33 protein-coding genes and 1 tRNA gene are annotated in these 26486 nt (G+C 68.4%); 8 read left to right on the forward strand and 26 right to left on the reverse strand.

Features of this window, described 5'->3' with window-relative positions; all coding sequences use genetic code 11:
* Positions 1-11 precede the first annotated feature (11 nt).
* The 4 genes from nadA to G7B71_RS06485 all read left to right on the forward strand — a co-directional run bounded on the left by nadA (position 12) and on the right by G7B71_RS06485 (position 2961).
* Complete coding sequence (gene nadA / locus G7B71_RS06470; protein WP_166039090.1) at positions 12-1013, forward strand: quinolinate synthase NadA; 1002 nt, start codon at positions 12-14, stop codon at positions 1011-1013.
* Between the two features lie 16 nt (positions 1014-1029).
* On the forward strand, positions 1030-1401 hold the full coding sequence (locus G7B71_RS06475; RefSeq protein WP_166039092.1) for a VOC family protein: 372 nt from the start codon (positions 1030-1032) through the stop codon (positions 1399-1401).
* Positions 1402-1544: 143 nt separating this feature from the next.
* Complete coding sequence (gene nadC / locus G7B71_RS06480) at positions 1545-2390, forward strand: carboxylating nicotinate-nucleotide diphosphorylase (RefSeq protein ID WP_166039094.1); 846 nt, start codon at positions 1545-1547, stop codon at positions 2388-2390.
* Positions 2391-2451: 61 nt separating this feature from the next.
* Positions 2452-2961, forward strand: coding sequence for a hypothetical protein (locus tag G7B71_RS06485; RefSeq protein ID WP_166039096.1), 510 nt, complete (start codon positions 2452-2454; stop codon positions 2959-2961).
* 8 nt (positions 2962-2969) lie between these two features.
* On the opposite strand, the gene G7B71_RS06490 is transcribed toward G7B71_RS06485, so the two are convergent.
* Both G7B71_RS06490 and G7B71_RS06495 read right to left on the reverse strand, forming a co-directional pair.
* Positions 2970-3377: a DUF4112 domain-containing protein gene (locus G7B71_RS06490; RefSeq protein WP_166039098.1), complete on the reverse strand. Its 408-nt coding sequence runs from the start codon at positions 3375-3377 to the stop codon at positions 2970-2972.
* Between the two features lie 2 nt (positions 3378-3379).
* Positions 3380-4831, reverse strand: a complete 1452-nt coding sequence (locus tag G7B71_RS06495) for an ABC transporter substrate-binding protein (protein WP_166039100.1) — start codon at positions 4829-4831, stop codon at positions 3380-3382.
* Positions 4832-4957: 126 nt separating this feature from the next.
* Between G7B71_RS06495 and G7B71_RS06500 the strand changes: the two genes are divergently transcribed.
* Positions 4958-5293, forward strand: coding sequence for a PilZ domain-containing protein (locus G7B71_RS06500; RefSeq protein WP_166039102.1), 336 nt, complete (start codon positions 4958-4960; stop codon positions 5291-5293).
* Between the two features lie 37 nt (positions 5294-5330).
* On the opposite strand, the gene G7B71_RS06505 is transcribed toward G7B71_RS06500, so the two are convergent.
* The 8 genes from G7B71_RS06505 to G7B71_RS06540 all read right to left on the reverse strand — a co-directional run bounded on the left by G7B71_RS06505 (position 5331) and on the right by G7B71_RS06540 (position 11384).
* A tRNA-Leu gene (locus G7B71_RS06505) sits at positions 5331-5416 on the reverse strand.
* Between the two features lie 49 nt (positions 5417-5465).
* On the reverse strand, positions 5466-5705 hold the full coding sequence (locus tag G7B71_RS06510; protein WP_166039104.1) for a hypothetical protein: 240 nt from the start codon (positions 5703-5705) through the stop codon (positions 5466-5468).
* Positions 5706-5826: 121 nt separating this feature from the next.
* Positions 5827-6105 (reverse strand): integration host factor subunit beta, encoded by a 279-nt coding sequence (locus G7B71_RS06515; protein ID WP_166039106.1) that lies wholly within the window; start codon positions 6103-6105, stop codon positions 5827-5829.
* 208 nt (positions 6106-6313) lie between these two features.
* Positions 6314-8011 (reverse strand): 30S ribosomal protein S1, encoded by a 1698-nt coding sequence (rpsA, locus tag G7B71_RS06520; protein WP_166039107.1) that lies wholly within the window; start codon positions 8009-8011, stop codon positions 6314-6316.
* 381 nt (positions 8012-8392) lie between these two features.
* The gene (locus tag G7B71_RS06525) at positions 8393-9139 is read right to left on the reverse strand and encodes a hypothetical protein (protein WP_166039109.1); all 747 of its coding nucleotides are present in this window, start codon (positions 9137-9139) and stop codon (positions 8393-8395) included.
* A 159-nt stretch (positions 9140-9298) separates the two neighbouring features.
* Complete coding sequence (gene glnA, locus G7B71_RS06530) at positions 9299-10711, reverse strand: type I glutamate--ammonia ligase (RefSeq protein ID WP_166039111.1); 1413 nt, start codon at positions 10709-10711, stop codon at positions 9299-9301.
* A gap of 101 nt (positions 10712-10812) precedes the next feature.
* Positions 10813-11037, reverse strand: a complete 225-nt coding sequence (locus G7B71_RS06535; RefSeq protein ID WP_166039113.1) for a transcriptional regulator — start codon at positions 11035-11037, stop codon at positions 10813-10815.
* Between the two features lie 8 nt (positions 11038-11045).
* Positions 11046-11384, reverse strand: coding sequence for a P-II family nitrogen regulator (locus tag G7B71_RS06540; RefSeq protein WP_166039116.1), 339 nt, complete (start codon positions 11382-11384; stop codon positions 11046-11048).
* Between the two features lie 135 nt (positions 11385-11519).
* Here G7B71_RS06540 and G7B71_RS06545 point away from each other — a divergent pair, with 135 nt between their 5' ends.
* Entirely contained in the window at positions 11520-11930 is a 411-nt protein-coding gene (locus G7B71_RS06545; RefSeq protein ID WP_166039118.1) for a hypothetical protein, read from the forward strand.
* A gap of 63 nt (positions 11931-11993) precedes the next feature.
* Here G7B71_RS06545 and G7B71_RS06550 read toward each other — a convergent pair whose 3' ends face one another.
* Both G7B71_RS06550 and map read right to left on the reverse strand, forming a co-directional pair.
* On the reverse strand, positions 11994-12635 hold the full coding sequence (locus G7B71_RS06550) for a protocatechuate 3,4-dioxygenase (RefSeq protein WP_166039120.1): 642 nt from the start codon (positions 12633-12635) through the stop codon (positions 11994-11996).
* 80 nt (positions 12636-12715) lie between these two features.
* Positions 12716-13537 (reverse strand): type I methionyl aminopeptidase, encoded by an 822-nt coding sequence (gene map, locus G7B71_RS06555; RefSeq protein ID WP_166039200.1) that lies wholly within the window; start codon positions 13535-13537, stop codon positions 12716-12718.
* Positions 13538-13622: 85 nt separating this feature from the next.
* On the opposite strand from map, the gene G7B71_RS06560 reads away from it, so the two are divergent.
* Positions 13623-14384, forward strand: a complete 762-nt coding sequence (locus G7B71_RS06560) for a competence/damage-inducible protein A (RefSeq protein WP_166039122.1) — start codon at positions 13623-13625, stop codon at positions 14382-14384.
* On the opposite strand, the gene G7B71_RS06565 is transcribed toward G7B71_RS06560, so the two are convergent.
* From G7B71_RS06565 to flgB, 14 genes are all read right to left on the reverse strand, one after another.
* Positions 14381-15382: a GGDEF domain-containing protein gene (locus G7B71_RS06565; RefSeq protein WP_166039124.1), complete on the reverse strand. Its 1002-nt coding sequence runs from the start codon at positions 15380-15382 to the stop codon at positions 14381-14383. The genes G7B71_RS06560 and G7B71_RS06565 overlap by 4 nt on opposite strands.
* Positions 15383-15500: 118 nt before the next feature.
* Positions 15501-16436 (reverse strand): flagellar motor protein MotB, encoded by a 936-nt coding sequence (locus G7B71_RS06570; protein ID WP_166039126.1) that lies wholly within the window; start codon positions 16434-16436, stop codon positions 15501-15503.
* A gap of 36 nt (positions 16437-16472) precedes the next feature.
* Complete coding sequence (motA, locus tag G7B71_RS06575; RefSeq protein ID WP_166039128.1) at positions 16473-17336, reverse strand: flagellar motor stator protein MotA; 864 nt, start codon at positions 17334-17336, stop codon at positions 16473-16475.
* A gap of 136 nt (positions 17337-17472) precedes the next feature.
* Positions 17473-18318, reverse strand: coding sequence for a flagellin (locus G7B71_RS06580; RefSeq protein ID WP_166039130.1), 846 nt, complete (start codon positions 18316-18318; stop codon positions 17473-17475).
* An 11-nt stretch (positions 18319-18329) separates the two neighbouring features.
* Positions 18330-19682, reverse strand: a complete 1353-nt coding sequence (gene flgK, locus G7B71_RS06585) for a flagellar hook-associated protein FlgK (protein ID WP_166039132.1) — start codon at positions 19680-19682, stop codon at positions 18330-18332.
* Positions 19679-19999 carry a rod-binding protein gene (locus G7B71_RS06590; protein WP_243406139.1) on the reverse strand — a complete coding sequence of 107 codons (321 nt, stop codon included), beginning with the start codon at positions 19997-19999 and terminating at the stop codon, positions 19679-19681. Before G7B71_RS06590 ends, flgK begins: the two co-directional genes overlap by 4 nt.
* Entirely contained in the window at positions 19999-21096 is a 1098-nt protein-coding gene (locus G7B71_RS06595; RefSeq protein ID WP_207774729.1) for a flagellar basal body P-ring protein FlgI, read from the reverse strand. Before G7B71_RS06595 ends, G7B71_RS06590 begins: the two co-directional genes overlap by 1 nt.
* Before the next feature lie 16 nt (positions 21097-21112).
* Complete coding sequence (locus G7B71_RS06600) at positions 21113-21766, reverse strand: flagellar basal body L-ring protein FlgH (protein ID WP_166039204.1); 654 nt, start codon at positions 21764-21766, stop codon at positions 21113-21115.
* A 5-nt stretch (positions 21767-21771) separates the two neighbouring features.
* Positions 21772-22560 carry a flagellar basal-body rod protein FlgG gene (gene flgG, locus G7B71_RS06605; RefSeq protein ID WP_166039136.1) on the reverse strand — a complete coding sequence of 263 codons (789 nt, stop codon included), beginning with the start codon at positions 22558-22560 and terminating at the stop codon, positions 21772-21774.
* A 12-nt stretch (positions 22561-22572) separates the two neighbouring features.
* Positions 22573-23313 (reverse strand): flagellar basal body rod protein FlgF, encoded by a 741-nt coding sequence (flgF, locus tag G7B71_RS06610; protein ID WP_166039137.1) that lies wholly within the window; start codon positions 23311-23313, stop codon positions 22573-22575.
* 26 nt (positions 23314-23339) lie between these two features.
* Positions 23340-24149 (reverse strand): flagellar hook-basal body complex protein, encoded by an 810-nt coding sequence (locus G7B71_RS06615; RefSeq protein WP_166039139.1) that lies wholly within the window; start codon positions 24147-24149, stop codon positions 23340-23342.
* Positions 24150-24173: 24 nt separating this feature from the next.
* Complete coding sequence (locus G7B71_RS06620; RefSeq protein WP_166039141.1) at positions 24174-24845, reverse strand: flagellar hook capping FlgD N-terminal domain-containing protein; 672 nt, start codon at positions 24843-24845, stop codon at positions 24174-24176.
* Entirely contained in the window at positions 24842-25255 is a 414-nt protein-coding gene (gene flgC, locus G7B71_RS06625) for a flagellar basal body rod protein FlgC (RefSeq protein WP_243406135.1), read from the reverse strand. The genes G7B71_RS06620 and flgC overlap by 4 nt, the downstream gene beginning before the upstream one ends.
* A complete protein-coding gene (gene flgB / locus G7B71_RS06630; RefSeq protein WP_166039144.1) occupies positions 25252-25599 on the reverse strand; it encodes a flagellar basal body rod protein FlgB in 348 nt (115 codons plus the stop codon). The genes flgC and flgB overlap by 4 nt, the downstream gene beginning before the upstream one ends.
* A gap of 319 nt (positions 25600-25918) precedes the next feature.
* Here flgB and G7B71_RS06635 point away from each other — a divergent pair, with 319 nt between their 5' ends.
* Positions 25919-26464, forward strand: a complete 546-nt coding sequence (locus G7B71_RS06635) for a flagella basal body P-ring formation protein FlgA (RefSeq protein WP_166039146.1) — start codon at positions 25919-25921, stop codon at positions 26462-26464.
* Positions 26465-26486 lie beyond the last annotated feature (22 nt).

Consider the following 26486-nt stretch of genomic DNA (forward strand, 5'->3'; position numbering starts at 1 on the left):
TAGGGGAGCTCATGACCGCACTTCGTCCGAACCTGACTGGCCTCGACCTGCGCGCCGAGATCGACCGGCTGCGCAAGGAGCGCAACGCGGTCATCCTCGCCCATTATTACCAAAAGCCCGAGATCCAGGATCTCGCCGATTTCGTCGGCGACAGCCTCGACCTGTCACGCAAGGCGGCGAGCACCGACGCCGACGTGATTGCCTTCTGCGGCGTCCGCTTCATGGCCGAGACCGCCAAGATCCTGTCGCCCGACAAGACCGTCATCCTACCCGACATGGACGCCGGCTGCAGTCTCGAGGACAGCTGCCCGCCCGACCAGTTCAGGCGCTTCCGGGAGCAGCACCCGGACCATATCGCGCTCACCTACATCAACTGCTCGACCGAGGTGAAGGCGCTCAGCGACATCATCGTCACGTCGTCGTCGGCCGACATCATCCTCAAGCAGATTCCCCAGGACCAGAAGATCATCTTCGGGCCGGACCGCAATCTCGGCGGCTATCTCGCGCGCAAGACCGGCCGCGACATGCTGCTGTGGCCGGGCGTGTGCATCGTCCATGAGGCGTTCAGCGAGACCGAGCTCCTCAAGCTCAAGGCGCAGCATCCAGGCGCGCCGATCCTCGCGCACCCGGAATGCCCGCCGCACATCCTCGACCATGCCGATCATGTCGGCTCGACCCGGGCGATTCTCGAATATGCGCTGAGCAGCGACAGCGAGGTGATGATCGTCGCCACCGAGCCGCACATCATCCACCAGATGGAGAAGGCGGCGCCGCACAAGACCTTCATCGGCGCGCCCGGCGCCGACGGGAACTGCAACTGCAACATGTGCCCGTACATGGCGCTCAACACGCTCGAGAAGCTCTACATGGCCCTCGACACGCTTCAGCCGCGGATCGAGATCGACGAGGAGTTGCGCATCGCCGCCAAGAAGCCGCTCGACCGGATGCTTGAGATGGCCGGTTCCACGGTCGGCAAGGGCGATGTCGGGCGGCCGGTGATTTCGGGGAGCTAACGCCCGGGAGGAAATCATGTCCAGGGACGCGGTGCCGATGCTCAATGTGCCCGACGTCGCGGCAACCGCCGCCTGGTACCAGGGCATAGGGTTCGAGCTCGTCGACAGTGCGGAGGACGAGGGCCGGGTCACCTGGGCCTGCATGAGGTTCGGCGAGGGCGAGATGATGCTCAACGCCGGCGGCTCGCCAAGCGCAGCGCGGCGGCGCGACGTCGACCTGTTCTGCTATGTCAGCGACGCCGACGCCTGGTTCGGCGAGGTCGCCGACCAGGGCGAGCTGGTCGAAGGGCTCCACGACACCTTCTATGGCCTGCGCGAATTCACCATCCGCGACTGCAACCGCTTCTGGATCACCTTCGCGGCGCCGGTGAAGCCGGGAGATTTCTAGACCGGAAATTCAAGCCCACCTCTCCGCCCGTCCCGAGCGAAGTCGAGGGGCGCTGACACCAACTCTGAGCGGACACCCCTTCGACTTCGCTCAGGGCGAGCGATGGGTTTTGCGTGTGGCCCGGACAAGCTAAGCGCACCCCCATGCCTTTCCAGCTCGACCGCTTCGATCTCGACGCCTTCGTCCGCGCCACGCTTGCCGAGGATCTCGGCGGCAAGGGCGACATCACCTGCGCCTCGGTCATTCCGGAGGACGCCGTCTTCTCGGGTGTCATGCAGAGCCGCGACGCGATCACGGTCGCAGGGTTGCCGATCGCCGAGGCGTTCTTCCGCAAGCTGGATCCGGGCGCGGAAGTCAGCGCGCTGGTCGAGGACGGCGAGCCGGTGCATCCGGGCGCCATCCTCATGCACATCAGGGGAAGCGCCCGCGCTCTGCTCACCGCCGAGCGTAGCGCGCTCAACACGGTCCAGCACCTGTCCGGAATCGCCACGCTGACGCGGCGCTATGTGGACGCCATTGCCGGCACCGGCGCGATCCTGCTCGACACCCGCAAGACATTGCCGGGCCTGCGCGTGCTCGAAAAATATGCGACCCGCATGGGCGGCGCGACCAATCACCGCATGGGGCTGTGGGACGCGGCGATGATCAAGGACAACCATGTCGCGGTCGCCGGCTCGGTCGGCGAGGCGGTGCGGCGCGCCGTGACGGCGGGGATCGAGCGGATCATCGTCGAGGTCGATCGGCTCGAGCAGGTCGAGCCGGCGCTCGATGCCGGCGCCACCCACCTGCTCCTCGACAATATGGCGCCGGACACGCTGCGCGAGGCGGTCGCGCTGGTCGGCGGACGCGTGCCGACGGAAGCGAGCGGCGGCATCGACCTCGACACGATCCGCGCCAAGGCCGAGACCGGCGTCACCTATATTTCGGTCGGCCGAATCACTCAGTCGGCGCCCGCCGCCGATATCGGCCTCGACTTCAGCCCGGCCTGATCGCGCTTGCCTGGCGTGGGCCGATCGCTAGTCTCGCTCCCTCAGGCGTAAGGAGGGGCATATGCGGCCGGCATCCATCATTCAGTTCGAGCGGCTCTATCTGGCATCGCTCGCGGTCGTGATCATCCAGTCCGTCGCGGCCTATTTCGTCGTTCGGGAAGCGTTCGACCGGATGCCCGCGGGCGCCGACATGCCTCCCGGCATGGGCGGCATGTTCAGCGGGATCATGATCGGCTCGTTCCTGGTCGGACTGCTCTTCTCGGTCGGGATTCCGCTGCTCCTGTGGTGGCTGGCGGCGCGCAAGCGCACCGAGGTCGCCAAGTGGCTTCTGCTGGCCATTTCCGTCCTGTCCGTGCTGGCGTGGTTCGGCAGCCTCGTCATGTTGTTGGTGATGCCGGGCGAGGTCGCACAAGACCTTGCGGGCTTCGCGGGATTGCAGGCGGGGCTGGTCGCCATCGACGGGGTCAGCGAGGCGCTCGGCGTCGCGGCCCTGGTCTTCCTGTTCCGGCGCGACGCGACCGAGTGGTTCCGTACCGCGACGCCGAACGTCAACGCGGACGTGTTCCGCTAGAGCCTGGTCTAGGGAGCGGCGCCCGGCCCGCCTTGCGGGTGATGCTTGTCGAGATGGCGCTTCAACAGGCGCAGGTTGCGGCTGTTGGAGCGGAAGAAATAGTCGGCGATCCAGCCGACCACCGGCACCGTGCCGAGGAGCATGTCGAAGCCGATATTGCCGCCCATCCTGGCCAGCGTCCATTTCGATACGCCGAGATTGCGCGCTTCCCAGGCGAGCCAGGCTCCCATCGCCGCGGCGACGACGCTTCCGCCGACCGGCACCACGTCGAGGATCACGTCGAGGCCGAGCCGCTTGCTGGTGCCCGGGATGCGCACGGCGCTTTCGAGCAGATGCTCCATCCGCTCGATGCGCCGGCGAACGCTGTCCGGGTGGGCGCGGTCGTAGGAAGACAGTTCCCTGCTATCGGTGGCCATGCCTAGTCCCTTGCCTGAATGAGCTCGAACGGCGCGTGCCGTGCGAACATGTTGGTCCTGAAGCCGGTGAGGCGTTGCGTGCGCAGCGACCAACGCACGGGATTTGCAATCGGGATAAAGACGGAGGCGTTGGTGAGCGCCTGGTCCGCTTGGGCGAGCAAGGCGCGACGCTCGGCCGGGTCCGGGGTCGCCCGCGCCGATTCGAGCAGGCTGGTCACCTCCTGGTCGCAGACCGGGCTTGCCGGGCACATGAACGGTCGCAGATACCAACTGGCGAGCCGGGCGGGTGCGACTTCGTCGATCAGCCGCAGTTCGGCCGCTTCATTGGCGGCGACGCGCTCGATCTCGACGCCGATCAGCCGCCAGTCGCGGCGCAGATGGGCGAAGAGGATTCGGTAGCCGGGCCTGTCCGGCATGGCGATGCGCAGGCGCAGCGGCACGTCCACGTCGAGCGCGGCAATCGCCAGGGCGGCAAGCTCGCGGCGCTGCGGATAAGCGAGGTTCGCCCAGTCGGGCGCGGCCGGGGCAGGCAACTGGTCGAGTCCGGGCGGCAGCAATCCGGTGCGCGGCCGCCAATCGGGAACCTGGAAGCGCTCGAGGATCGCGGCCCGGTCGATGGCCATGCTGAGCGCGCGCCGAACCGCTGGATCGGCGAGCGGTCCCCGCGCGCTCTGGAAGGCGAGGCCGAACAGGCCCACCGTCGGGTCGTAGGCGATCTGGCCCTGCGGGATCTCGGCGGCGCGCAGGATCGGCAGGTCGCCGGCGGTGCCGCCGGTGACGAAGTCCGCCGCGCCCTCGCGGAAACGCGCGGCGGCGAGGGCGGGCGCGGCTCCGGAGAGCCGGATCTCGACCGCGGCCTCGTCCTGCGGCGCCTCGTCATCCTCGGGCGGGGGCGGCACCAGCCGAAGCGCGTCGCCAATGCGGCCGCCCATGCGGTAGGGCCCGGTGCCTTCGTTGCTGGCGACGATCGCCATTTCGGGCTGGGCGAGTAGCTCGAGGAAATTGGCGCGCGGGTTGGCGAGGCGGATCTCGAGCACCTGTTCGGTCATCGCCTCGACGTCCTCGACTACGCCGAGCACCGGCTTCAGCCGGTTGCGGCTGGCGCGGCTGAGCGCTGCCTGGAGCCGCGCGACGACCTGCTCGGCGGTCACCCGCTCGCCCCGCGCCCACATGGCGCGGCGCAGGCGGAAGGTGTAGCGGCGGCCGTCGTCGGACACGATCCAGCTCTGCGCCAGCGCCGGCTCGATCTCGCCGGCGGCGTCGAAGCGGACCAGCCCCTGGGCGACCGTCTCGAGAAGCATTGCGGCGGGCGGCGCCACCGGCTGGAGATTCGGGTTGATCAGGGTCGGCTGCGGCCCGATCGCGGTCACCTTGAGTGGGCCCGACGCTCGCTCGCCACAGCCCGCGAGCAAGGCGAGGGCGATCAGCAGCGGAGGGGCCTTGCGCACGGTCACGCGCGCGAACCTAGCCAGCCGCGCCGCGGAGTACATCCCTTTTGCCGGCATCGGCCGCGACGATGCGCAGGTTTCCGCGACATCCTCTTTACGCGTCCTTCACCGCTTCGCGTTACGTGGGGTGGCATGGACCTCAACTATCCGGGCCGTGACGTGGCGGGAGAGGAGGCGGTGGACTATCAGCCGCGCCGCAACCAGCGCGTCTCACTGAGCGAGCGGACCCGGATGCGTGCCCACGAATCGGCGGTCGAGATCGTCGTCTGCGACCTGTCGACCAGCGGCTTCCTCGCCGAATGCCTGCACCCGGTTCTGATCGGCTCCTACGTGTCGCTAGACCTCCCCGGCGTTGGCCCGGTCCACGCCCAGATTCGCTGGCAGGTCGGCAACCGCCTCGGTGCCAAGTTCCTCGACCCGATCAGCCTCCATCGCTGCGAATGGACGACCGCGCGGCCGCTGGCCTGACCGGCGGCGCGGCCTGCCGGCTCATGCGCGGCAGGCCTGGTGCGGACGGCGGGACTCGAACCCGCACGCCCATGGGGCAGAAGATTTTAAGTCTCCAGCGTCTACCGGTTCCGCCACGTCCGCTTGCGCGGGAACGTGCCGGCGACCGGGCCGCGAGGCAAGGGCGAAGGCGCTATTCGGCCGGGACGATGACGGCGCCGAGCGGCGACCAGTCGGCCTCGCTGCCGCGCGGGCGCTCGGCTTCAAGCGGCGCCTGGTCGAAGCGGAAGACGATTCCGGCGTCCCTCAGCCGGCGCACATAGGATTCGGCAAGCTCGTGGCGGCGTTCGCGCGCCGCCGGCGTGACCGCGCGCGCGGCTGCCTGGAACTCGGCGGCTGCCCGCCGCCAATAGAAGCGATGATCGGAATTCAACGGAAAGTCCCCCATCCCAGACCTTCGGGTGCCGTCCGAGTCGGCGGGGGAACTCTACAGGATGTGAGGCGATCGTAAATGCAGATTAATGCGCGCCGCCGGCGGACCAGCGGCGCTTGCATCAGACGTTGAGCCGCTCGCGCATTTCCTTGCCCGGCTTGAAATAGGGCACGCGCTTGGCGTCGACGTCGACCGCTTCGCCGGTCCGCGGATTGCGGCCCCGGCGGGCGTCGCGGGCTCGGGTCGAGAAAGCGCCGAAGCCACGCAGCTCGACTCGGCCGCCCTGTTCCAGCTGCTCGATGATCGAATCGAAGAAGGCGGCGACCACGCGCTCGACTTCCTTCGCGGTGAGATCGGGATGATCCTCGCAGAGCTTCTGGACCAGTTCAGAGCGGATCACGGCGCCCCCTTTCCCTCTATCTTCTCGATGCTTGCGGTCCGGCCGCGCTTTCAGCCCGCCCGATTGATCTGGATCAATCGCACCCCGCGTCCGAAAACGCAAGGGTGCAAGTTCCTGATATTAACAGAGTTTACGTTTGTTTCGAACAACGATCCTGGATCGGAGCGGCGGCGGACGGCCATCAAACCACCCGCCGCCGTTACGGAAATCAGCTGTTCTTCTGCTTGAGGGCCTCGCCGAGGATGTCGCCGAGCGACGCGCCCGAGTCGGACGAGCCGTACTGGGCGACCGCCTGCTTCTCCTCGGCGATCTGCATCGCCTTGACCGAGAAGTTCGGCTTCTTGGAACGGTCGAAGCCGATCACCATCGCGTCGAACTTCTGGCCGACCTGGAAACGCTCCGGACGCTGCTCGTCGCGGTCGCGGCCGAGATCGATGCGCTTGATGAAGCCGGTCGCGCCGTCGTCGCCCTGCTGAACCTCGAGACCGCCGTCGCGGACCTCGAGCACGGTCACGGTGACGACCTCGCCCTTGTTGATGCTGCCCGACGCGCCCGCGGCGACGCCGCCGCGCTCGAGCTGCTTCATGCCGAGGCTGATACGCTCCTTTTCGACGTCGACGTCGAGAACCACCGCCTGGACCATCTCGCCCTTGTGGTGGAGGTTGAGGGCTTCCTCACCCGACACGCCCCAGGCGATGTCCGACATGTGGACCATGCCGTCGACGTCGCCGTCGAGGCCGATGAACAGGCCGAACTCGGTCGAATTCTTGACCTCGCCCTCGACCTCGGTGCCGACCGGGTGAGCGGCCGCGAAGGCCTCCCACGGATTGGCCTGGGCCTGCTTGAGGCCGAGCGAGATGCGGCGCTTCTCGCCGTCGACCTCGAGCACCGACACGTCGACCTCCTGCGAGGTCGAGACGATCTTGCCCGGATGGACGTTCTTCTTGGTCCAGCTCATCTCCGAGACGTGGACCAGGCCTTCGATGCCCGGCTCCAGCTCGACGAATGCGCCGTACTCGGTGATGTTGGTCACTCGGCCCTTGAACACGCCGCCGACCGGATATTTGGCGGCAGCGCCTTCCCATGGATCGGTCTCGAGCTGCTTCATGCCGAGGCTGATGCGCTGGGTCTCGCGGTTGATGCGGACGATCTGCACCTTCACGGTGTCGCCGATGTTGAGAACCTCGGACGGGTGGCCGACGCGCTTGTAGCTGATGTCGGTGACGTGGAGCAGGCCGTCGATTCCGCCGAGATCGACGAACGCACCGTAATCGGTGATGTTCTTGACCACGCCGTCGACCACCTGGCCCTCGGCCAGGCTCTGGATGAGGCCGCTGCGCTGCTCAGCGCGATTCTCTTCGAGAATGGCGCGGCGCGACACGACGATGTTGCCGCGGCGGCGGTCCATCTTCAAAATCTGGAACGGCTGCGGCAGGTCCATCAGCGGGGTGACGTCGCGGACCGGACGGATGTCGACTTGGCTGCCCGGCAGAAAGGCCACGGCGCCGCCGAGATCGACGGTGAAGCCGCCCTTGACGCGGCCGAAAATCACGCCCTCGACGCGCTCATTGGCGGCATGCTGGGTCTCAAGCTTGTCCCAGGCTGCTTCGCGGCGGGCGCGGTCGCGGCTGAGCATCGCTTCGCCATGGGTGTTCTCGATGCGGTCGACATAGACCTCGACTTCGTCGCCGACCTGGACTTCGGCCTTCTGGCCCGGCGCTGCGAACTCCCGCAGCGGCACTCGGCCTTCGGACTTCAAACCGACGTCGATCACCGCGAGATCATTCTCGATTCCGGTGACGATGCCCTTCACGACCCGGCCTTCGAAGCCTTCATTGTCGCCGCCGAGGCTTTCGTTGAGCAGGGCCGCGAAATCGTCGCGGGTCGGAGTTGCCGTAGTGGCCATAAAGATCTGTGTTCTTTCGTTCGTGTCCGGAGGTCGGCGCGACGCGCGTGGTCCGGGGCTCGAGTTGTTCCGCCCCGCCGGCCCCATGCCGGACGCGGGCATCCGCGCGGGTGCCTGAAGGTCGTTTCGTGGGCGGCCGGCGCCGGGCAGCCCGCTCAGGCGGGCGCGCGTGTTTTGAAGCAAAAAGGCGCGTCAAGAGGCCGGCCGGGGCCGCCCCCTCACGCGCTATTGCCTTATGCCAAGGCCCCCACGAACGCCCCTAAGCGCCCGTCGGACGGGGCGGCCCTATAGAGGAAGAGGGCAAAGGCGGCAAGATGGTTCGGCCGTAATCGGCGGGCGGCCGGGCAGGGCCGGGCGGTGAGGCCCGGCCCTGGGTTCGGTTCAGCGGCGGCGGCGCGCTTCGCGCGCCTCGCGGCGCTGGCGCTCCTCCGCCATGCGGTGGGCGCTGCCGGTCTGGATCGCCGACGGCGTGTAGTTCGCCGCGAGCCGCGCCTGCGGACGGTCGTAGCTGCCTGGCGCCGGCGGCAGCACCATGACCGGGAGCGCGTCGATCGTGCGCGCGGTGAACTCGCGGCCCTCGGGCATGTTGGCGCTGCGGCCGGTCACGACCATGCCGCCGACCACGCCGACCGCGAGGACGGCGCCGATCGTGCCGGCGGTGTTGCCTTCGCCGGCCTGGAAATGGGTGCCGTCGAGCGGAACCCGCACGCCGTCCATGTCGAGATAGCGGAACGACAGCTCCATCTTGCCCGACTTGCCGAACATGCCGCGGCCCGAGCGAAGCGTGATCTCGCCGACTCCGCGGGTGCCGCGGGGAATGACGACGACGCCGTCCGAGACGACGTCCTGGGTGACGGTGAGCGCGAAGGTTTCGCCCTCGCGGTTGCGGCTGCTGCTGAGCTCGGCGGTGAGGGCGAGCGGGATGGAGAGGCCGGCGGCGATGGTCGCGGGGGTCGGCGCGGCCGGGACCGGAGTGATCGGGACGAAGACCTCGGCGGGCGCGGCGGCCTCGGCGGGCGCGGCAACGGCCATGGCCTGATCGACGGCCGGAGCGGCCTCCTGGGCGTGAGCCAGGCCGGGTACGCAAAGCAACGCGGCGCCGAGCGCCACTTTATGACGAACTTTCATAGATTTCCCCCATTCGTCCGCAGGACGCGGACGAATGGAAGTGAATTCAGGCCGCGAAAAAAGGCGAGACGGAATCCGCCATGGCGACTGATTTATGTGAATAATATTGGGCCCGGCGCTCGTGGAACGCCGGGCCGCCAGGCAAGTCCGGTAAGTGACTCAGCCCGAATAATACATGTCGTATTCGACCGGGCTGGGGGTGGTCTCCCAGCGCAGCTGCTCTTCCCACTTCAATTCCATGTAGGCGTCGATCTGGTCGTCGCTGAACACGTCGCCACGGGTGAGGAACTCGCGGTCGTGATGGAGGGCGAGGAGGGCTTCGCGAAGCGAGCCGCACACGGTCGGCACGTCGGCGAGCTCCTGCGGCGGCAGGTCGTAGAGGTTCTTGTCCATCGGGTCGCCGGGATGGATGCGGTTCTGGATGCCGTCGAGACCGGCCATCAGAAGCGCTGAATATGCGAGATAGGGATTGGCGAGCGCGTCCGGGAAGCGGAACTCGACGCGCTTGGCCTTCTCGCCGGCGCCATAGGGGATCCGGCACGAGGCCGAGCGGTTGCGGCTGGAATAGGCGAGCAGCACCGGCGCCTCGAAGCCCGGGACCAGGCGCTTGTAGCTGTTGGTCGTCGGGTTGGTGAACGCGTTCAGCGCCTTGGCGTGCTTGATGACGCCGCCGATGAAATAGAGGCAGGTCTCGGAAAGGCCCGCATAGCCGTTGCCGGCGAACAGGGTGTTGCCGCCCTTCCAGATCGACATGTGGGTGTGCATGCCGCTGCCATTGTCCGCCTTGATCGGCTTGGGCATGAAGGTCGCGGTCTTGCCATAGGCCTGGGCGACCATGTGGACGACATATTTGTAGATCTGCATTCGGTCGGCGGTTTCGACCAGCGTTCCGAAGATCATTCCGAGTTCGTGCTGGGCCGGCGCGACCTCGTGATGGTGCTTGTCCATCGGCAGGCCCATCTCGATCATCGTCGAGACCATCTCGGCGCGGATGTCCATGGCGCTGTCGACCGGCGCGACCGGGAAATAGCCGCCCTTGGCGCGCGGCCGGTGGCCAAGATTGCCGGCTTCGTATTTCTGCGCGCTGTTGGTCGGCAGCTCGATGTCGTCGACCTGGAAGGAGGAACTGGCGTAGCCGTCCTCGAAGCGGACGTCGTCGAACATGAAGAACTCGGCCTCGGGGCCGACATAGATGGTGTCGCCGATGCCGGTCGCCTTGAGATAGGCCTCGGCGCGCTTGGCGGTGGAGCGGGGATCGCGGCTGTAGAGCTCGCCGGTCGACGGCTCGACGATGTCGCAGAACAGGATCAGCATCGGCGTCGCGCTGAACGGGTCGAGGGTCGCGGACGCCAGGTCCGGCCGAAGGATCATGTCGCTCTCGTTGATCGCCTTCCAGCCCTCGATCGACGAGCCGTCGAACATCAGGCCGTCGGTGAGCGCGTCCTCGTCGATCGCGCTCGCGCACATCGACAGGTGCTGCCACTTGCCCTTGGGATCGGTGAAGCGAAGGTCGACCCACTCGACCTCCTTGTCCTTGATGGTCTTCAAGATGCTGCGAGCGTCGTTGGCCATGGTCCCCGAATCCCCGTAAGCTGGAATGATGTGGCGCCGGGTTTCGCGGGGGCGGCGCGGGCGGTCCAGCCCGGAGTTAAGATTTCACGTGGGCAACGCGCTCAATAGCCGCGGCGGCGGGCCTGGACGAGCATGCGCAGAAGCATCGCGACCGGCCGTGGCACGCCGACCTTGCCTTCCAGCCACAGGCTGACCGCCGAGCGGCTGACCCCGATCGCGGCGGCGAGGTCGCTCTGGGTGCGGCAATCGAGCGTGCGCATCGCCGAGCGCAGCTCCTCGGGCGACATGGAGGGATGCTGACCCTCTGTGGCGTTCGTGTTGTGCATGACGCCCTTCAGATCGCGTCTGAATCCCGCTCCCCGGTTCGGATTCGGATCGCCTGCTCGACGGGGGAGACGAAGATCTTGCCGTCGCCGATGCGGCCGGTCTTGGCGGCGGCGGCGATGGCCTCGACGACGCGGCTGACCTGGTCGTCGTCGACCACCACCTCCAGCTTCACCTTGGGCAGGAAGTCGACGACATATTCGGAGCCGCGGTAGAGCTCGGTATGGCCCTTCTGGCGGCCGAAGCCCTTGGCCTCGGTGACGGTGATTCCGCTGACCCCGGCGTCGGTCAGCGCCTCCTTCACCTCGTCCAGCTTGAACGGCTTGATGACGGCTTCGATCTTCTTCACGCCGGCGAGCATAAGGCGGCGTCCGTCCGGCGCAAGCGATGCCGCACCGACCGCGCACCGACGATTAAGTCAGGCTCTGTTCAGTCGTGCGCGGCTAGTTGCCTACGCAACCAGAATGGCCGAGTGAGACTCGACATGACACGCAAGCTGTTTCCCCTCCTTCTCGGCGCCGTCGCAATTGGCGCGGCCCCGGCCCAGGCGCAGCCGCGCGAACGCCCCAGCGGCGAGGCCGAGCTGGCCCGCGCTCTCGAGGGCCGAGTCGCCGGGGAACCGGTCAGCTGCCTCAATCTGCGTTCGATCCGATCGAGCCGGACCATCCGCGGCACCGCGCTTCTCTATGAAGTCGGCAGCGTGATCTATGTGAACCGGCCGCGCTCCGGCGCCGACCAGCTCGACGGCTGGAGCGCCCAGGTCAACCGGACCAGCACCAATTCGCTGTGCCGCGTCGATACGCTTGAGCTGGTCGACCCGACCACCGGCATGTTCAGGGGCGTCGTTTTCCTCGACGAGTTCGTGCCCTACCGGCGCGTCCCCACCGGCGACTGAGAAGCCTTACCTCGTCGGGTTCGAGACGGAGCGCCCCAGCCCGACAGCCGGGGCGTCTGTCGTTCAGCCGTCGGCGAGGATGATGTCCCAGCGATAGACGTTGGGGTTGCCCAGCGCCGCGACCGAACGCGGCCCCGCCGCTCCCAGTTCGCGGAACAGGCTGTCGGCGGAATTGCCCGCGGCCTCGTCGGGAAAATACATCTGAGCGACCAGGCTGCGGCCGCGGCCGGCGACATCGAAATGGATGTGCGGAGGGCGATGCCCGATCGGGGAATCATAGCCCCCGGGCTTGATTGTCGTGATCCGCCATTCGCCGCCGGGGCCGGTGCGAAGCCGCGCGAAACCCTGGAAATCCGGGTCGAGCGGAGCGGTGCTGATGTCCCGGGGATGGTCGTAGCGGCCGGCGGCATTGGCCTGCCAGATGTCGATCCGACCGCCGGAGATGGGATTGCCGTGGCGATCGAGCAGGCGGCCGCTGACCTCGATGACCTGGCCTTGCGCTCGGCCGGCGCGGCCGCGCACCTGGACCATGTCGGCATCGTCGTCCGCCGGCAGCGTGGCGGGAAAGAAGGGGCCGCGTGTCGATTCCGGCGTCGGCTGAAGGCTTGCCTGGGCGAACAGGCGGCTTGCGGCCGCGGCGGCCGCGGCGCCGCCGACCAGCGCGCCGGCCAGAGCCCGACGGGTCATCAAGGTCGTATTGGACATCGGCTCCTCCCCCGAGGCAGCGAGTCCGGTCAGCATAGCAGATTGTGCGCCCCGGCCCCAGCGGCGGGACGCCGACGGTCCTAATAAGGCGGCTTGTCGAGGCCCCTGGGGCTCCTGGTGAAGATCTCGCAGCCGTCCTCGGTGATTCCGATCGAATGCTCGAACTGGGCGGACAGCGAGCGGTCGCGGGTGACGGCGGTCCAGCCGTCGTCGAGGATCTTGGAGGTCGGCTTGCCGATGTTGATCATCGGCTCGATGGTGAAGAACATGCCGGGCTTCAGTTCCGGGCCGGTCCCGGCGCGGGCGGCGTGGATCACCTCGGGCGTGTCGTGGAAGACCTGGCCGAGGCCGTGGCCGCAAAAGTCGCGCACCACGGAATAGCGGTTCGCCTCGGCATGGCGCTGGATCGCAGCGCCGATGTCGCCGAGATGGTTGCCGGGCCTGGCCGCCTCGATGCCGAGCATTAGGCATTCGTAGGTGACGTCGACCAGGCGGCGCGCCTTGATGCCGACGTCGCCGACCAGATACATGCGGCTCGTGTCGCCGTGCCAGCCGTCGACGATCGGGGTCACGTCGATGTTGACGATGTCGCCGTCCTTGAGGACCTTCTCGCCCGGGATGCCGTGGCAGATGACATGGTTGATCGAGGTGCAGCAGCTCTTGGTGTAGCCGCGATAGCCGAGAGTCGCGGGGATGGCGCCGCGGGCGCGCATCTCGGCGAACACGATGTCGTCGATCTCCTGGGTGGTGACGCCCGGGACGACGTGCGCGGCGAGCGCGTCGAGAATCTCCGCGGCAACGCGTCCTGCGCGGCGCATGCCCTCGAAGCCCGCCGGGCCATGAAGCTTGATCGCGCCGCTGCGGCCGATGATGACGCCGTCGGAAAGAGCCATGTCCTGCATCGCGCCGATATAGCGAGAGGCAGGCGCATTCTCAATGAACGCGGACTGCTTGTCGCGCCTGTGCCTTTCAGCCATGGCCGATGCCATGTCGGACGACGCGCGCATCTGGACGGCGGGGCTGCTGGTGATCGGCGACGAGATCCTGTCGGGGCGGACCCAGGACCTCAATGTCGTGCAGATCGGGACCTGGCTGAACCTTCAGGGCATCCGCCTGACCGAGGTGCGCATGGTCGCGGACCGGATCGAGGCGATCGCCGAGGCGACCAACGCGCTGCGCGAGCGCTACGATTACCTGTTCACGACGGGCGGGATCGGTCCGACCCATGACGACATCACCGTCGACGGAATCGCCGCGGCGCTGGGCCTGCCGGTCGTGGTTCATCCGACGGCGCGGGCGGCGCTGGAGGCCTATTATGCGGATCGCGGCGGGGTGAATGAGGCGCGGCTCAGGATGGCGCGCGTGCCCGAGGGCGCCGAGCTGATCGAGAACCGCTTCTCGGGCGCGCCGGGGATCAAGGTCGGCAACATCTACATATTGGCGGGGGTGCCGCGGATCGCGGCGATGATGCTCGACGCGCTGACCGGGGCGCTGGAGGGGGGGCGGCCGCTGCTGTCGCGAACGCTCGGCTGCTGGGTGGCGGAGAGCGAGGTCGCCGAGCTGCTCGCGGCGACGGAGAAGGCGCATGCGCGCTGCCAGATCGGCTCCTACCCCTTCTTCCGCGACGGCAAAGCGGGCGCGAACTTCGTGGTGCGAAGCGACGACGAAGCGGCGCTGGCGGCATGCGCCGGCGACCTGGCGGCGGCGCTCGCGGCCTCGGGCCGCGAGGTTACCGACGGCGGGATCTAGTCCGCCTCGGCGGCGATCCTGTTCCGGCCGGCGTCCTTGGCCTCGTAGAGGAGGTTGTCGGCGCGCTTGAGCGGCGAATCGCCGGTGCAACGCGCGACTCCGGCCGAGAAGGTGATCTGGCCGAGCGGAGCGTCGGTCTCCCGGACCCGGAAGTCGCGCACGGCGAGGTCGGCGCGCGCCTGGTCGAGCAAGACCGCGGCCTCGACGGGCGTCAGGCCGTCGAACAGAACCGCAAACTCCTCGCCGCCGAGCCGGGCGACCATGTGCTCGCCGCAGGATTGCTGGAGCGTCTCGGCGACCATGCGCAGCACTCGGTCGCCCACGCCGTGGCCATGGCCATCATTGACGCGCTTGAAGCGGTCGATGTCGCAAATGGCGAGGCTGCACAGCTGGCCCGAGCGCATCACCTCGTCGAGCCGGGTCTCGAAGGCGCGGCGGTTGGGGAGGCGGGTGAGGGCGTCGCTGCGCGCCTCTTCCTCGGCCTCGGCGAGCTTCTCGCGCAGCGCGTCCGCCTCCGAACGGGCGACCGCGAGCTGCGCTTCGGCCGCGCGGGTGCGCTCCAGCATGGCGCCGGTCAGGCGCGCGACCGTGGAGATGCTGGGATTGGCGGTGGCATGCGCGTTGAGATCCTCGGCGCCGCGCGCGAGGTCGGCTTCGTAGCTGCGGGTCTCTTCCCGGGTCGCGTCGACGACCGAGGTGAAATTCTCCATCGAACGCCTGAGATCGGCGATCAGCTCGGCCGCCTTGTCCTCCTCGAGCCCGGGAAATTCCTCGTCGATCTGCTTGCGGATGCGGTCGACGTCGCGCTGGGTCAGGCGCACGCCGTCGGCCGTCAGCGCGAGGATCATCCGCGCGACAGGCGTGGTGTCGTCGCTGACGAGACCATAGACCAGGGTATAATTTTCGGGGGTCGGTTCGAGGCCGTGAAGGGCGAGGAAATCGCCGATCGCCCTGAACGTCCTCCGGTGCGCGTCATCGCGCGATTTCTTGTCGTTCACGCCCCCGCCGATCCGACCGCGCGCCGCCCGCGCCCCCGGGAATGCAACGCCTGATGCTAAAGTGCCAATCTCGTTGCACATTTTACACAGCGCCAGGTCGTTTCGGCAAGGATCATGTTTAGCGCGAGGACCTGGCGCCGCCTCCGGCTGGCGCCGCCGAGGCCGAGACGATCGGCCGAGAGCGATCCTGCCCGTCGGCCCATAGGAGGGTGATCGAAATGCGGCGGTTGCGCGGGTCGAGCCGGTCGCCAGCGACATAGGGTTCGCGGTCGGCGACGCCCTCGATGCGGGTGAAGCGGGGGAGCGGGACGCCTGCGCCTTCGAGGACGGTGCGCGTGGTCTCGGCCCGGGCGGTCGACAGCATCCAATTGTTCATGCGCGCATTGGTCCACGGCCGCGAGTCGGTGTGTCCGCGCACCACCACCTGGTTCGACACCGGCTGGATGACCTGGGAGACCTGACGCAGCAGCCGTGCCGCCTGCGGGCGAAGGACGTTGGTGCCGACCTCGAACATCGAGAAGTCGGCCTCATCGACGAGGTCGATGCGCAGGCCGGCGTCGGACTGCGTGAAGGAGATGTGGCTCATCAGCGAGCGCAGCTGCGGGTCCTGCTCCATGCGCCGCATCAGCTCGGAACGCAGCTGGGCGAAGCGCGCCATTTCCTGCTCGCGCTGCTGGGCCGAGCCGGTCTGCGGGCCGCCCAGCGCCGAGCGCGGGATGACGATCGAGCGCGAACCGGTCTGCTGCGCCTTGTGCGGATAATTCTCCTCCGCGATGATCGAGTCGCCGCCCATGATGCCGTTCGAGCCGGCGCTGTTCTGGCGATATTCGATCACCGTCGGCGTGAAATAGTCGGCGAGGCCCTTGCGCTTGGCCTCGTCGACTGCGCCGACCAGCCACAGCAGCAGGAAGAAGGCCATCATCGCCGTCACGAAGTCGGCATAGGCGATCTTCCACGCACCGCCGTGATGGGCGTCGTGGTTCTCCTGGACGATCTTCTTGACGATGATCGGCTGGGGCGGCGGCTCGTTGCGCCCGCGGGCTGCGGTGGCCATTAGAGAGCGCTCCCGCGCGAGCGAGTCCTGGGCATATCAGCGGCCCCGCATGCCGTCGAAAACGTCGGCGAAGGCAGGTTGGTTGTTGTGGGCGATGCCCGAGCGCGCCGCCTCGATGACCAGCGGCAGCGGATGGCCGTGCAGCGAGGCGATGATGATCTGCTTGACGACGTCGTAGATGGCGGCGTCGCTCTCCACAACCTGGCGGGCGCGGTTGGCGAACGGGCCGACGAAGCCGTAGGACAAGAGCACGCCGAGGAAGGTGCCGACCAGCGCCGAGCCGATCATGCCGCCGAGCACCGACGGCGGCTCGTCGATCGACGACATCGTCTTGATGACTCCCAGCACCGCCGCGACGATGCCGAGCGCGGGGAGGGCGTCGGCCATGGTCTGAAGTGAATTGACCGGCCGGATCACGTCATGATGGTGGGTCTTGATGGCGTTATCCATCACTTCCTCCATGGCATGCGGATTGAGCGTGCCGGAGGAGACGACGACCAAGCGCAACGTGTCGCAGATCAGGTGGATGAGGACCTGGTCCTTCATCAGCTTGGGATATTCGCCGAAGATCGCGCTGGTCTCGGGCTGCTCGATATGCGGCTCGACCGCGACCGGGCCTTCGGTGCGCAGCATCTTCATCAGCTTGGAGACGAGGAAGATGGTGTCGAGAAAGTCCTGGCGGCCGTAGCGCGGGCCCTTGAACGCCTTGAGGAAGGCGCCGGACAGCGCCTTGAGCTCGCGGCCATTGTTGCCGACGATGGTGGCGCCGAGCGCTGCGCCGCCGATGATCATCATCTCGAGCGGAAGCGCGTGCGCCAGCACGTCCATCTTGCCACCAGCGATGATGAACCCGCCGAACACCATCACCAGGACGACGATAATCCCGATGCCCGCAAACATTCCGGTCCCCGCTCCCTCGACACTGGGGCGAAAGACACTTCGCCCAAGGGGATTAACGGCGCGGGCGGCGAGACTTAATGGTTAAAGGCGCGGTCAGGATATTTGCCGGCCATTCGACCCTCCGCGACCGGAGGGGCTAGCCGATCAGGTCGAACAGGTTCGACCGGTTGATGCGGGCGAAGGCCGCCTGGGCCGCCTCGAGCGACAGCTCCTTGGCCTGGAGCCGGGCCACGACCTCGGCGATATCGGCGCTTTCGAGGCCCATGCGCTCGTCCTCCATGACGATCTTCACGGATTCCGACTGCTCGATCATGTCCTCGATGCGATTGCCGCGCGAGCCGTGGTCGGCATGGACGGCCGCGATGTGGTTCACCGCGGAATTCACCTCGTTCATGAGCGCGTTGATCGGAGCGGGCTCGCCACCGCGAAGGGCGAGCGCGGCATCGTTGAGGATCTTGGTGAGATTGGTCGTCCCATATTGCGTTGTGACGTTGTCGAACACGGCATTGCGGGTGGCGACGGCGCTCAGTTCGAGGTCGGCGGCGACCGGGATTCGGATCGCAGGGCCGTCCGGAAACAGGAGCTCGCCGCGGGAATCGCGGGTGCTGCGAAGCGAGGCGACATGCTGGGACAGGCTTTCCAGCTCGAGCGCGATCGCGTTGCGGTCGGTGCTCGACATGGTGCGGCTGGCGCCCTGGACCATCAGCTCCGAGGCGCGGGTGAAGGTGGTGCCGAGCGACTTCAGGACTCCGTCGGCCTGGGCGTAGATCGCCATCGCCTTGTCGAGATTGGAGCGCCAGGTCGTCTGGTTGGACTGGCTGCGGCCGATGTCGGAGATTCGTGCGGCGGCGGCGGGATCGTCCGACGGCGCGAGGATCTTCTTGCCCGTCGAGATCTCGGCCTGGGCGCGGGCGATCTCGCCCGCCAGGCGGAGCTGGCGGTTGGTCTCGAGACGAAGCTGGTAGCGGGTGCCGCTGATCATGATGTCGCGCCCTAGAAGATGTTGAGGATGTCCTGGACGGTCTCGCGACCGACCTGGATGATGCGCGCGGCGGCGCTGTAGGCCTGCTGGAAGCGCAGCAGGTCGGCGGCCTCGCGGTCGAGGTCGACGCCGGTGATCTCGTCAAGCGCGCCGAAGCTGGTGTCGCGCCATGCGGACGCTGCGGCGTGCTCGGACCTGGCCGACGACAGCGTCTGGGCATGGCCGGCGACGAGATTGGTCCAGCGTCGTTCGACGCCATTGGTGCCGCGCAGCGCATCGAGCGCAAGAAGGTTGCCGTTGGGCACACCGGGGCCGGACTGCGCCGCTACGAGCGCCGGATCGGTGACCAGGGCGCGGATTCCGCCGGCGCCGCCGGCCGGATCGAGCAGCGCCGGGCCGGGATTGCCGGCCTGGTCGCGCCCGTTCGAGGACCAGGTGTTGAGCTGGACCGCGAAGTCGATGGCGAGAGTGGACAGCTCGGACGCCCGAGTCGCGGCGATGTCCGCCGATTCGACGAGCCCGGCGAGCTTGCCGGCGCTCGGCACCACCGCGGCCGCGCCGCTGCTGTTGGTGACCTGCAGCGACAGCCGGCCATCGCCTGCAATGGTGAGCGACAGGCTCGCGGTTTCGGTCGGGCTGACCAGGACGGAGCCGGGCGCGTCGGCCAGGCTGACCTGGACGGTGCCGTCCGCATTGTCCGAGGTGACGATGCCGATCCGCTCGGCGATGGTGTCGATCAGCCGGTCGCGATCATCCTCCATCGCTGCACGCACCGTGCTTCCCGGGGTCGCGGCGCGCAGCGCGGTGTTGAGCTGGGCGAGGCCGTTTACCGCGTTGTTGACCGCTTGAACGTCGAGCTGGGCGGCGTCGCCGATGCCGGCGGAGAGGCGGCGCAGAGCGTCGGCATTGTTGCGAAAGACGCCGGCGACATCGTCCAGCTTGGCGAGGAACTGGCTGCGGCCGAAACGGTCGCCCGGCGTAGCGGCGAGATCGTCGGCGGCGTTGAAGAAGGCGGTGATCTTGGCGCCGACCCCGTAGGGGCCGTCGTCGAGAATGGTCTCGATGCCGGTCAGCCACTGCTCGCGCACTTCGGTGCGGCCGGCGGCCGAGCTCGCGTGGCGCATCTCGGCGGCCCTGAACATGTCCCAGGCGCGCTCGATGCCCTGCACCCGGACGCCGCCGAACACGTAGCTCTCCCCGCTATAGGGGGTGAGCCGCGCGCCGCCGGAGACTCCCGGAGTCAGCGTGACGCTGCGGCGGGTGAAGCCCGGAGTCTCCGCGTTGGCGACATTCTCGCCGACCGCGCCGAGAGCGGTGCGGTAGGCGCGAAGGCCCGACAGGCCGAGGCCGAGCAGGTCGCTCATCGGGAACCCCCGTCATTGGTGCCGCCGTCGGGGCTCGTGCCGCCGCGGCCGAACTGCTGGAGCAGAAGCTCGGCGATGCCGAAGCTGCCGCGCGCCGCCATGTCGTCGGCGAGGCGGGCGTCGGCCATGTCGCGAAACTGGTCGCTCGCGCTCGAGCCGAACAGGTCCTCGCCGATCTTCGCCTGGCGCATCGAGCCGATGACCTGGCGAAGAAAGACGGCCTCGAACGCCTCGGCGGCCTGGCGCATCTGCGCCTCGCGCCGAGTGGCGGCCGGGTCCGTCGCCTGGGCGGCGGGATTGGCGGCGGCGGGATTGATCACAGGATCACCAGCTCGGCGCGCAGCGCGCCCGCCTGCTTCAGCGCCTCGAGGATGGCGACGAGATCGGACGCGGTCGCGCCGATCGCGTTCACCGCACGGACGATTTCCGAGAGGTTGGCGCCCGCGCCCATGTCGAACATGCGGGCACGTTCCTCCTCGACCCGGATCGCGCTGTCCTGCTGGACCGCGGTCTGGCCGCGCGAGAAGGGCTCCGGCTGGATGACCTGCGGATTTTCCTCGACCGACACCGTCAGGCGGCCGTGGCTGACCGCGGCGGGGCTGATCCGCACCGCGCCGTTGATCACGACCGTGCCCGTGCGCGAGTTGACGATGACCCGCGCCGGGGCGTCGCCCGGATCGACCAGGACATTTTCGATCCGGCCCATCAGCGCGGTTCGGGCTTCGGCGCCGTCCGGCGCGTCGATCGCGATCGAGCCGCCGTTGACGGCGCTGGCGATCGGCTGGCCGATCTCGCGGTTGATCGCCTCGGCAACCCGGCCGGCGGTGGTGAGGTCGGCCTCGAACAGGTTGAAGCGCAGCTGCGGCGCGGTCGCGAAGCCGGTGTCGACCGACCGCTCGACCGTGGCGCCGCCCGGGATTCGGCCGGCGCTCGGCACGTTGACCGTGACCTGGCTGCCGTCCTGAGCGGACACGCCGAGGCCGCCGACGACAAGGTTGCCCTGGGCCATCGCATAGATCTGGTCGTCGGCGCCGCGCAGCGGAGTCATGATGAGGGTGCCGCCGCGAAGGGAGCGCGCGCGGCCCAGCGCGGAGACGGTGATGTCGATGCGCTGGCCCGGATTGGCGAAGGGCGGCAGCTCGGCGGTGATCATCACCGCGGCGGCGTTGCGCAGCGACGGATTGACGCCCGGCGGCAGGGTCAGGCCGAAGCGGCTGGCGACGCCGGTCATGCCCTGGGTCGCGTAAGCGAGGTTGTCGTCGCCCGTGCCGGCGAGGCCGACGACGATTCCGTAGCCGGTCAGCTGGTTGGTGCGGACGCCCTGAAAGGAGCCGAGATCCTTGACCCGGCTTGCCTGCGCCGGAGCCGCGACCGCGAAGGCGGCGACCAGGGCGAGGAGGATCGTGCGGAAGATGGTCATCGCGGACACCTCAGAACGGGCTCAGGATGTTGAAGAAGCGGGTCAGCCAGCCCTCGCGGGCGGCGCGGGCGATCTCGCCGCGGCCGGAATAGGTGATCCGAGCATCGGCCAAACGGGTCGAGGCGATGCGGTTGTCGGGCGTGATGTCGGCGGGGCGAACCAGGCCGGTGACCTGGATGAACTCGTTGCCGCGGTTGAGCCGGACCCGCTTCTCGCCCTGGACCAGCATGGTGCCGTTGGCGAACAGCTCGACCACGGTCACGCTGATCTCGCCGGACAGCTGGTTCGACTGGGCGGTCTGGCCCTGGCCGGCGAATTGCGAGCCGCCGCTGGCGCTCACGTCGGAGGCGCTGAACAGGCGCGACAGCACGCCGGTGGTGGGCGGGGTGAGGCCGAGGCTGGAATCGCGCTGGGTGTTGGTGCCGGCGGTGGCCTGCGCCTGGGTGCGTTCGGTCAGGACGACGGTCAGCACGTCGCCGACCTGGGCGGCGCGCTGGCCGCTGGTCAGCGGCGCGTAGCCGTTCGACGCCTGGAAGATCGAACCGTTGGCCGGCGGCGGCGGCGCCGGCACGGCATAGCTCGGCCGGAACGCCGGGGCGTTCGGATCCGGGTCGTAGGCCGCGGTGAGCAGCAGGGCCGCCGGCAGCAGGAGGGTCGCGCGCATCATGATCACAGCTGCTGGTTGGCGTTGCGGAGCATTTCGTCGGTGGCCGAGACCATCTTCGAATTGACCTCGTAGGCGCGCTGGGTCTCGATCATGTCGACCAGCTCCTGGACGACATTGACGTTGGAGCCCTCGAGCATGCCCTGGCGGATGATCCCGCGGCCTTCCTGGCCGGCGGCGCCGACCTGCGGCTCGCCGCTGGCCTGGGTCGCCTGGTAGAGATTGTCGCCGAGCGGCAGGAGGCCGGCCGGGTTGACGAAGCGGGCGAGCTCGATCTGGCCGACCTCGGTCGCCTCGGTCTCGCCGGCGACGGTCGCGGAGACCTTGCCGTCGGCGCTGATCGTGATCGCGCTGGCGCCTTCCGGGATGCGGATGTCCGGCATCACCGGGAACCCGTCGCCGGTGACCAGCTGGCCTTCGGGCGAGACCTGGAAATTGCCGGCGCGGCTGTAGGCGGTGGTGCCGTCCGGGCGCTGGATCTGGAAATAACCGTCGCCCTGGATGGCGAGGTCATAGGGGTTGTCGGTGCTGTTGAGCGAGCCGGCGGTGGCGACGCGGGCGGTGCCGGTCATCTGCACGCCGGTGCCGAGCGACAGGCCGATCGCATAGCGGTTGTCTCCGGACGACGCGGCGCCGGGCGCCACCAGGGTCTGGTAGGACAGGGTCTGGAACTCAGCGCGCTCGCGCTGGAACGCGGTCGTGTTCACGTTCGCCAAATTGTTGGCGATGACTCGCATGCGGGCCGACTGGGCGTCGAGGCCGGTGCGGGCGACGTGAAGGGCGGCGTTGCTCATTGATCTTGCTCCTTAGGGCAGGCGCATCAGGTCGGCGGCGGACGTGTCCATGTCGCGCGCCGAGGTGATGAGGTTCATTTGGTTGTCCCAGGCGCGGCTCGCCTCGATCATGTCGATGAGGGCCGAGCTCACGTTGACATTCGAGCCTTCGAGGCTCCCGGTGATGACCCGGGCGTCGGGATCGGAGGGCAGGGCGCCGCCGCCGCGCACGCGGAACAGGCCGTCGAGGCCCTTGGCGACTCGGCTGCCCTGCGGGCTGACCAGCCGCAGCCGGTCGATCTGGGTCGGGTTGTTGGGATCGCCGCCCACCGGCACGATCCACACCGCGCCGTCCTGGTCGATGCGCACATCGTCGGCCGGCGGGATGGTGAGGGGACCGCCCTCGGCGAGGACGGGCGTGCCGTCGCCGGTGGTGACGAGGCCGCTGTCGGAGACCTGGAGGTCGCCCCGGCGGGTATAGGCCTCCTCGCCGTTGCGCGCCTGGACCGCGAGCATGGCGTCGCCGGCCATGGCGATGTCGAGCGGGCGGCCGGTCTGGGTGACCGTGCCCGCAGCCATGTCGGCGCTGAGCACCTGCTGGGCGGTGCGGGCGCCGAACACCTCGCCCTCGTCGGCCATGTAGACCGCCTGCGCGGCCGAAACCTCGGCGCGAAAGCCGGTCGTGGCGGCGTTGGCGAGATTGTTCGCCGTCGCCGCCTGGCGCTGCATCGCGCCGCGCATCGCGGACAAGGCGGTATGGACGAGCCGATCCATGGTTCAGGTCCCTTCGAGCGTCCCGATCAGGTCCGCATGTTGGTGACGGTCTGGGTGATCGCGTTGGCGGTCTCGATCGCCTTGGCGTTCGCCTGGAAGTTGCGCTGGGCGGTGATCAGGCCGACCAGCTCCTCGGTGATGTCGACATTGGCGCGCTCGAGCACGCCGCTCTCGACGGTGCCGATGCCGGACGTGCCGGGCGTGGCGCTGGTGACGGTGCCGGCCTCGCCGGTGATCGACCAGCGCGCATTGCCCTGCTGGGCGAGGCCCTCCGGGTTGGTGACGTTGGCGACCATCACCGCGCCGAGCGGCTCGGTGGTGCCGTCCGCGAAGGTGGCGGTGACGAGGCCGGTCTTGCCGATGTCGATGCTGCTGAGCGCCGAGCCGGTGGCGCTGGCCGCCGGGAGCTGCAGGCTGGTCGCCGAGGCGAGATCGGTCGCGGTGAGGTTGCCCGACGCGTCGACCGGCAGCACCTGGACATAGTCGCGGTTGCTGTCGACCAGGTAGCGGTCGGAGGTGATGGCAAGCGAGCCGCTACGGGTGAGATAGGTGTCGCCCGAGGTGGCCTGGTTGCGCGTCACGAAGAAGCCGGCGCCGTTGATGGCGAGATCGAGCTCACGGCTCGACGCCTCGAAATTGCCCTGCGTGAACTGCTGGGTGATCGACTTCAGGCGGGTGCCGATGCCGGCCGTGGTCGACGACGGCGGCTTGATGTCGCCGAACTCGGCGCGGCTGCGCTTGAAGCCCATCGAGCCGACATTGGCGATGTTGTTGGCGGTCACCGACAGGTCGGTCTGGGCGGCCTTCAGGCCGGACAGCGAAGTGTAGAAGGACATGAAATTGCTCCTTGGAAATTCGGGTCAGGCGAGGCGGATGGCGTCTTCGGGCTTCAGGAGCCCGAGACCGGTGACGAGGCGGCTCTCGCCGCCGTTGGCGGGCGACTGGATGCCGGCGATTCCGGTCCAGGTCGCGATGTTGGGCTGGACCGGCGAGCCGGCGGCGCGGGCGGTGACGACGACCTGCAGAGGGCCGGTCGCGACCAGCTCGCCGGCGGCGTTCTTGCCGTCCCAGTGGAACGCGGTGGCACCCGCCTCGCGGGCGCCGAGATCCATCGTGTGGACGGTGTTGCCGGCGGCATCGACGAAGGAGACGCTGACCTCGTCGGCATCGGCGTCGAAGCTCAGCTCGCCGGCATAGGTGCCGTCGGAAAGCGGCGTGGCGATATCGGCCTGGACGAGCATCGCCCGGCCGATCCAGCTCGACGCCTCGGTGAAGCGGCCGCCGCCCATCGAGGACACCAGGGCGCGCAGATTCTGGTTCATCTCGGCGATGCCGGCGACCTGGCTGAACTGCGCCATCTGGGCGACCATCTGGGTGTTGTCGACCGGGTTGAACGGGTCCTGGGTGGTGAGCTGGGTGGTCATCAGCCGCAGGAAGGCGGCCTGGTCGAGGCCGCCCATCGCGCTCGCCACGGTCGGCGTGGCCGTGTTGCGGCCATTCAGGCCGGCGACGATGTCGGTGGCGCCGCTCACTGGCCGAGCCTCAGCGTGTCGAGCATGAGGGTCTTGGCGGTCTGAAGGACCTGGACGTTGTTCTGATACTGGCGCGAGGCCTCGACCATCTCGATCATCTCGGCGGCGGTGTCGACGCCCGCGACCCACACGTCGCCATTGGCGTCGGCGAGCGGGTGGTCGGGATCGTGACGGCGGGTCGGCTCGACGTTGGTGCGGACGATCCGGCCGGCGTCGACGGTGGCGACTCCCGGCGCGCCCTCGGCGACGGTGAACACCGGGCGAAGCGCGCGATAGGCCGTCCCCCGGCTGCCCGACACGCTGCCGGCATTGGCGAGGTTGGACGCGGTGGTGTTGAGACGTGCGAGCTGCGCGCTCATCGCGCGCCCGCTGATGTCGAAGATGGACATGGGATTGTCGGCCATGGTCATTCGCCTTTCAGAGCGCGACGGATGGTGTTGATGCGGCCCTCGAGGAAGGAGAGGGTGGCGCGGTACTGGACCGCATTTTCCGCAAAGAGCGTCTGCTCCGTCGACAATTCGACGGTGTTGCCGTCGATCGACGGATTGACGGGGACGCGGTAGCGGGTCGCGGAATCGCCGGCGTCGCCGACGCCCATGCCCTGCGAGGCCATATCGAGCGCGGCGGTGAAATCGATGTCACGCGCGCGATAGCCAGGAGTGGCGGCATTGGCGATGTTGGAGGCGAGCATGGAGAGCCGCTGCGAGCGAAGCGCCAGCGCCTGACCATGAACTCCGAACAAATCCTCGGACATTGAATGTCCCCTCTAAAGTTCCGTTGCGGGGCGCCGTTATTCCGACATGGCAGGTGCCCCCGGCGCCTCGATGCAACGGCCGTGCCAGTTTTACCGCACGCTCCGGAACATCTCGTCCCTCACGGGCGGCGGGGACATATCCGGCAGTTTCTTGCCGGTGCCGGCGGCGTTTTGCCGGTTCGCCCGGTTCGGCGGGAGGATGGGATGACCCTGAGCGGGGGCAGCCGATCCTCCCGCCTTTTTTGTCAGGCGCCCGGGGGAAATGCCGCCTTGGCACGGCTGTTGCTTCGATGCTCGCGAACGAGTGGAGCCACAGACGATGACGCCAATTTTCCGACACCTGGCCCTGGCCATCGCGGCGACGACCGCGGCGCCGGCGGCGGCGCAGAGCTTCGAGGACATCGAGGCTCTGGAGCACAGGGTTTCGGCGGCGCTGGGCGCCGGCATCGGCGAGCCGGGCGGCCCGGCCCGGCCGATTGACCGGCGGCTGCGGCTCGCGGCCTGCCCGGGGCCGGTCAGCGTCGAAGCTCCGATGCTCGGAGCGGCGACGGTAAGATGCGAACAGCTTGGCTGGCGGATCCGCGTGCCGGTGGTGCGCGATGACGCCGCCCAGGCCGCCGGAGAGTCGAACTGGGGGGCGTCTCCGGCGGCCGCCCGTCATGCGCGCGTCGCGCCGGTGGTACGGCGTGGCGATCCCGTTTCCCTGGTGGTGATCTCGGGCAGCTTCACGGTCAGCCGCCAGGCGGTGGCCGATCAGGACGGCGCGCCGGGCGACCGAATCCGGGTCCGCACCGAGCCGCGCGCCGCACCGATCATCGGTCAGGTGCTGCCCGACGGACGAATTTTGATGAGCGGATTTAATTGATCGTGATTTCTGCCGTAATGCT

The sequence above is a fragment of the Sphingosinicella sp. YJ22 genome (assembly GCF_011320075.1).
In the GTDB taxonomy this organism is placed as follows: Bacteria; Pseudomonadota; Alphaproteobacteria; order Sphingomonadales; family Sphingomonadaceae; genus Allosphingosinicella.